The organism is Methylobacterium sp. (genome assembly GCF_028290105.1).
Lineage (GTDB): Bacteria > Pseudomonadota > Alphaproteobacteria > Rhizobiales > Beijerinckiaceae > Methylobacterium.
The window spans coordinates 1-6,501 of sequence record NZ_JAQGKL010000288.1 but is presented as its reverse complement, the minus strand read 5'-3'; the positions used below and the strand labels follow the sequence as shown (position 1 = coordinate 6,501).

4 protein-coding genes are annotated in these 6,501 nt (G+C 70.7%); 2 read left to right on the top strand and 2 right to left on the bottom strand.

Annotation, left to right across the window (positions count from 1 at the left end; genetic code table 11):
• Together JWQ05_RS19500 and JWQ05_RS19495 are read left to right on the top strand one after the other, a co-directional pair.
• Positions 1-578 (top strand): aminopeptidase N C-terminal domain-containing protein (locus tag JWQ05_RS19500; protein ID WP_299662202.1); only part of this gene is annotated, 578 nt, incomplete at its 5' end.
• A gap of 185 nt (positions 579-763) precedes the next feature.
• Positions 764-3,154: a PAS domain-containing sensor histidine kinase gene (locus tag JWQ05_RS19495; protein WP_299662200.1), complete on the top strand. Its 2,391-nt coding sequence runs from the start codon at positions 764-766 to the stop codon at positions 3,152-3,154.
• Between the two features lie 41 nt (positions 3,155-3,195).
• Here the strand turns inward: JWQ05_RS19495 and JWQ05_RS19490 are convergent, their stop codons facing one another.
• Positions 3,196-6,114, bottom strand: a complete 2,919-nt coding sequence (locus tag JWQ05_RS19490; RefSeq protein WP_299662198.1) for a bifunctional [glutamine synthetase] adenylyltransferase/[glutamine synthetase]-adenylyl-L-tyrosine phosphorylase — start codon at positions 6,112-6,114, stop codon at positions 3,196-3,198.
• Positions 6,115-6,117: 3 nt separating this feature from the next.
• A partial coding sequence (locus tag JWQ05_RS19485) for a sensor histidine kinase (RefSeq protein ID WP_299662195.1) occupies positions 6,118-6,501 on the bottom strand: 384 nt, incomplete at its 5' end.

Genomic DNA, 6,501 nt, shown 5'->3' with positions numbered 1-6,501 from the left:
CCCTCGACCTGATCGCGGCGGCGGACCCGGCGGCGGCGACCGCACTGGCGAGCGCCCAGATCGACGAAGCCACTACGATGACCGACCGGCTCGCGGCCCTGTCGGTCCTGGCCCAGATCCCGGGGCGGGCTCGCGAGAATGCGCTCGAACGATTCGCCGAGACCTACCGACTCGAACCCCTCGTGCTCGACAAGTGGCTGGCGATCCAGGCCGGCATCCCGGAGGCCGGAACGCTCGAGCGCATCCGGCGGCTCCAGCGCCATCCGGCCTTCTCGATGACCAATCCGAACCGCGTCCGGGCCCTCATCGGCAGCTTCAGCATGGGCAATCCGACCCAGTTCAACCGCCCCGATGGCGCCGGCTATGCCCTTGTGGCGGAGAGGATTCTGGCCCTGGACCGGACGAACCCGCAGGTCGCGGCCCGCCTGCTCACGGCGTTCGGATCGTGGCGGAATCTCGAGCCGAAACGGCGCGATCGTGCAAAATCAACACTCCTGGAAATTCGTGTGGTGCCGGGTCTGTCGCGGGACGTGGGAGACATCCTCGAACGGACCCTCGCCGGCCCGGCAAAGCCCTGAAGAGAATCAGGTTTTCCAGCAAATCCGACTGATTTTTCGAGTCTTCGATTCGGGTTTGGAGTCAAGCAGCGCGCGAAAAAACGCGTGGACAAACACCCTGTGGGAATGTTGAATCGTATTCGATTCGGAGCGCGACGTTCCCAGGCGCGCTCCCGCCGATTTCATTCGATTTGCGGAGTTCAACCATGCTGGAGGCGGATTCCGCTTCCCTCTCCGCGCGCGCCGATACCATCCTGGGTATCCATCGGCCGCAGCACGCCGCACATGTCCGGTTCGTTCGCGCAGAGACGTGGCTGCGCTATGCCCTGCCCGCCCTTTTCGCCACGTTCCTGATCTGCCTCGGCACCGTGGCGACCCTGCTGCTGCAGGCGCAGCGCGAGGATGTGATCCGCTCCGCGATCACCGACGTGGAGGCCGTGACGCGCCTCGCCGCCGCCGCCTTCTCGGGCGTCGAGATCGCGGATGACGCGAAGGCGGCGGACGCGCATCGCAACCTCGGTGAGCTCCTGCCGCCCGGCCTGCTGCGCGCGGGCCGCCGGGTTCTGCTGGTCTCGCCGGACGACGTCATCGTCGCCGCGAACCCGCCGCTCCCGGGCTCGCGACGCACGCTGACCGAGCATCTGGGGGACATGCAGGCTCTCAGCATCCTGGCCGAGCGCGCCGGTGTGATGCCCGTCACCCTCCCCGACGGCTCGGTGGTGATCGCGGCCCTGCGCAACCTTCCGGCCGGACGCGGCCAGGTCGCCGTGCTGCAGCCCCTCTCCGAGATCACCGCCGGCTGGGCGACGCGGATGCGCAACCAGGCGATCCTGCTCGGCGCCGCCGCCCTCGTGATCATCGGCACCGGCATCGCCTATGCCCTCCAGACCCGCCGGACCTACGCCGTCGACCGGGTCTGCGAGCAGATCAAGCAGCGCCTCGACACCGCCCTCGGCCGTGGCCGCTGCGGCCTGTGGGATTGGGACATCCCGCGCGGGCGGATCTACTGGTCGGATTCGATGTATGCGCTCCTCGGCTATCACCGCGAGCGCGAGTTCCTGTCGTTCGGCGACGTCAACGCCCTCGTGCATCCCGACGACGGCGACCTCTACAGCCTCGCCCGGCATCTGGCGGCCAGCCAATCCACCGTGGATCACGAGTTTCGGGTGCGCGGCGCCTCGGGCAACTGGGTCTGGATGCGCATGCGCGCCGAGATCGTGCCCGACGTGGCGGATGGCGGGCGCCACCTCGTCGGCATCGCCCTCGACGTCACCGAGCAGCGGACCCTCGCGGAGCACAACGCCACCGCCGACATGCGCCTGCGCGATGCCGTCGAGGCGATCTCGGAGGCCTTCGTCCTGTGGGACACCGGCAACCGCCTCGTCCTGTGCAATTCGAAGTTCCGTCACCTCCATGCGCTCAGCCCCGAGGACGCGATTCCCGGCAAGCGCTACGCCGAGATCATGGGCCGGGGCGTGCTCCCGCCGGTGCGGCGCGAATTGCGCGACCTGGAGCCGAGCGGCGCCACCGCGCGGACCTTCGAGGCCGAATTGACCGACGGGCGCTGGCTGCAGATCAGCGAACGGCGCACCAAGGACGGCGGCTACGTCTCGGTCGGCACCGACATCACCAGCCTGAAGCGCCACCAGGAACAGCTCGTCCAGTCGGAGCGCGAGCTGATCGAGACCGTGCGCGACCTCAAGCGCTCGCGCCGCACCCTCGAACTCCAGACCCAGCAACTCGCGGATCTCGCCGAACGCTACCTCGACCAGAAGGCCCAGGCCGAGGGCGCCAACCAGGCGAAATCCGAGTTCCTCGCCAACATGAGCCACGAGCTGCGCACGCCGCTCAACGCCATCATGGGGTTTGCCGAACTCATGGAGAGCGAGGTCTACGGGACCCTCGGCTCGCCCCGCTACACCGATTACTGCCGCGACATCCGGTCGAGCGGCGATTACCTGCTCTCGGTCATCGACGACATCCTCAACATGTCGCGCATCGAGGCCCAGAAGGTGCGGCTCGTCCCCCGCGAGATCGCGGTGGCCACCGCCATCGAGGGCTCCCTGAAGCTCGTCGGCGAGGCGGCGCGGGCGAAATCGCTCAGCATCCACGTGGACGTGGTCGAGGGCCTGTCGGTGCTGGCGGACGAGCGCGCCCTGCACCAGATCCTGACGAACCTCCTGCAGAACGCCGTGAAGTTCACGCCCTCGGGCGATGGTAGGATCATCGTCAAGGCCCGGCCGGCCGGCAACGACGTCAACATCTTCGTGGAGGATACCGGCATCGGCATTCCGAAATCGGCCCTGCGCCGCCTCGGGACACCGTTCCAGCAGGTCGAGACCAACCTCACCCGCAGCCACAAGGGCTCTGGGCTCGGCCTCGCGATCGCGCGCTCCATGGCGGAACTGCATGGCGGCGCCCTGCGCATCCGCTCGCAGGAGGGCCTCGGGACCATCGTGATGGTGCGCATGCCGATCCCGACCCCGGAGCACCTGCAGGCCCTCTCCATCGAGGCCGCCCACGAGACCGTCGCATCCCTGCGCGACGCCGCCGGGGCGACGCCCCGCCAGGCGGCACCGGAGCCGGAGCGGGTCTGATCCCGCTGGCTGCGGGGTCGCCTGTCGGCCGAACCGGTGCGCTACGGCCTCAACACACGATCGAACAGCGCCCGAACCGTGCCGCGCTGCTCGTCGAGCTGCGCCACCAGCCGCCCGGCATCCGGTGCCCCCATGGCGACGGCGAGGCGCGACAGGGCGACGGGCGAGGCCTCGGACGGCTCGCCCTCCACCATCAGCCGCTGCCAATGCAGCACGTCGTCGAACGCGCGATAGGCCTGGCCCAGGCGGTCCGCATCGGCCGCGGAGAGGAGCCCCTCCTCGGCGGCGCGGACGAACACCGCACCCGCCTCCCGCCCGACGAGGTCGGGCCAGCGATGGGCCTGCGCCAGCACCAGGGCCTGCGCCAGGAAATCGAGATCGAGGAGGCCGCCCGGGGCGAGCTTGAGATCGAGGGGGCCGCGATGCCCCTTCTCGCGCTCCACCAATTCGCGCATGGAGCGGACCGCCCGATAGACTTCGGCGGATTCGCGCGGCCGGCTCACGATCGCGCGGATCTCGCTCTCGAGCGCGTCGCCGAGGCCGGGGTCCCCGCCGATCACCCGCGCCCGGGTCAGGGCCATGTGCTCCCAGAGCTCGGCCTCGCCCGCGTGGTACGTGCGAAACCCCCGCCACTGCACCGCCACCGGACCCTGCCCGCCGCCGGGGCGCAAGCGCAGGTCGACCTCGTAGAGATGCCCGCGCCGGGTCGGCACGGTCAGCGCCGCCACGACGCGCTGGGCCAGCCGATTGTAGGCCACGGCCGCGTCGAGGGGTTTCGGGCCGGTGCTCATGCGGTCGGCCGGGTCGAAATCGTAGACCAGCACGAGGTCGAGGTCGGAATCCGCCGTGAGCTGCCGCGAGCCCAGGCGCCCCAGGCCGAGGATCGCGAAGCGCCCGTTCGGCACCGGGCCGTGCTCGGCGAAGAACGCCTCCGACACCTGGGCCAGGGCGGCGGCGATCACCGCGTCGGCGATACCCGCGAAGGCGCGCCCGGCTTCGACCGGGGAGAGGATGCCGGAGAGCAGGCGCGCGCCGGTGAGAAAGCGCAGTTGGCGCGCGGCGTCCCGGCTCCGGTCGAGGAAATCCTCGTGGTCGCTCGGCCGCCCGAGGCGGGCCTGAAACTGCGCGGCCAGCCCGGGGGCATCCGTGGCGGTGTCGGCGAAGTCGCGGTCGATCACCGTATCGAGCACGTGCGGGCTGAAGGCTACGGTCTCGGCGAGACGCGGCGCCGTGCCGAGGAGGTCGGCAAAGAGCAGGCGCAGCCGCTCGTTGGAGCGCAGGATGGTGAGAAGTTCGAGGGCCGCCGGCATCCGCGCGAAGGCCCGGTCGAGGGTGTCGAGCGCCGCGTCCGGATGCGCCGTGCCGCCGAGCGCCTGCATCAGGGCGGGAACCAGTTCGGTCAGCACTTCGCGGGCGCGGGGCGTTCGCACGGCGGGGCGCCGGCCGAAATGCCAGCCGCGCACCGTCTCGACCGCGCGCTCGGGCTCCTGGAAGCCGAGGGCCCGCAGGGTCGCCAGGGTGGCGGGGTCGTTCTCCGCGCCGCTGAAGACGAGGTCGCCGACATCCGACGAGAGGTCCGGCTCCGCCTCGAACAGAAGCGCGTAATGGTTCTGCACGCGTCGGGCATGGTGGAGCAGCGCCGCCTCGAACGCCTCCCGCGTCGCAAATCCCGCAAAGCGCGCAAAGCGTTCGAGGTCGTCGGGCTCGCGGGGCAGGCGCTGGGTCTGCTCGTCGCGCAGCATCTGCAGGCGGTGCTCGACGGTGCGCAGGAAATCGTAAGCCGCCGTCAGCTCGTCGCGGGCGGTCCCGTCGATCCAGCCATCCCGCGTCAGGCCATCGAGCATCGCCACGGTGCGCCGCCCGCGCAGCTCGGGCCGGCGCCCCCCGAAGACCAGTTGCTGGGTCTGGACGAAGAACTCGATCTCGCGGATTCCGCCGCGCCCGAGCTTGATGTCGTGGCCCGCCACCGCGATCGTGTCGTGGCCGCGCACGGCGTGGATCTGGCGCTTCATGGCGTGGACGTCGGCGATGGAGGCGAAATCGAAGTACTTGCGCCAGACGAAGGGGCGCAGGTTGGCCAGGAACGCCTCGCCCGCCGGAATATCGCCCGCGATGGCCCGCGCCTTGATGTAGGCCGCCCGCTCCCAGTTCTGCCCGAGGTTCTCGTAGTAGACGTAGGCTGCGTTCAGCGAGAGGGCCGCCGGCGTCGAGCCGGGGTCCGGCCGCAGGCGGTAATCGACGCGGTGGACGTAGCCGTCGGCGGTCCGCTCCTCGAGGAGCTTGGCCATGCCCTGCGCCAGCTTGGTGAAGAACGGCGTCGCCGGGAGATCGGCTTTGAGCGGCGCGACCTCGGGATCGAAGAACACCACGAGGTCGATATCGCTCGAATAATTGAGCTCCCCCGCCCCGTGCTTGCCGAGGGCCAGCACGATGAGGCCGGAGCCGGCCTGCGGATCGTCCGGATCGCGGGGCAGGAAACGCCCTGCTCCCGCCGCCTGAAGCAGCATCGCGTCGGCGGCGGCGAGAACCGAGGCATCGGCGAAGTCCGAGAGCGCCGCCGTCACCGTTGGGAGCGGCCAGAGCCCCCCGATATCGGCAAGCGCCACGAGGAGCGCGTGCTCGGCCCGGTTGCGCCGCAGGATCGTGGCGACCCTCGCAGGGTCGGCCTCCCGCCCTGCCATCCGCTGCCGGGCGACGATCGCGGCATGAGCCGCCTCGGGTTCGGTTTCGAGGAGGCGGACGAGGCGTTCCGGCTCACGCGCCACCAAATGCCAGAGGAAGGGAGAATGGTCGGCGAGGCCCAGGAGCAGGGCGTGGACCCCCTCGTCCCGCGCCACCTCGCCCAGGGTGGGGCCCGCGTCGTTCAGCCGTGCCGCCGCAGCCTCGGGGTCGGAGAGGACGGGCGCGGCGCGGAGGCGCGCCCGAAGACTCCCGGTTCGCGTGCCGCCGCCCTGCATCATGCCCTATTCCCCCGGCGCGCCCATCGGCAGGGTTAGCACGACGACGAGCCCGGGGGCATTCCCGTCGCTGGCCCGATCTTCCAGGCCGAGCGTGCCCTGGTGCAGGCGGACCACCGCGTTGACGAGGCTCAGCCCAAGGCCGAAGCCCGGCCGGGACCGGGCCTCCTCCAGGCGCACGAATCGGTCGAGGACCCGGCCCCGGGCCTCGCTGGGGATGCCGGGCCCGGAATCGGAGACGCTGAGACGCAGGCTCTCCCCGCTCCGCGCGGCCGTGACCCGGATCTCCCCACCCGGCCCGCCATACTTGACCGCGTTGTCGACGAGGTTGGCCAGGGCCTGCCCGATCAGCTCCCGGCTTCCCCGCAGCATGAGCGGTTCGCCCTCCGT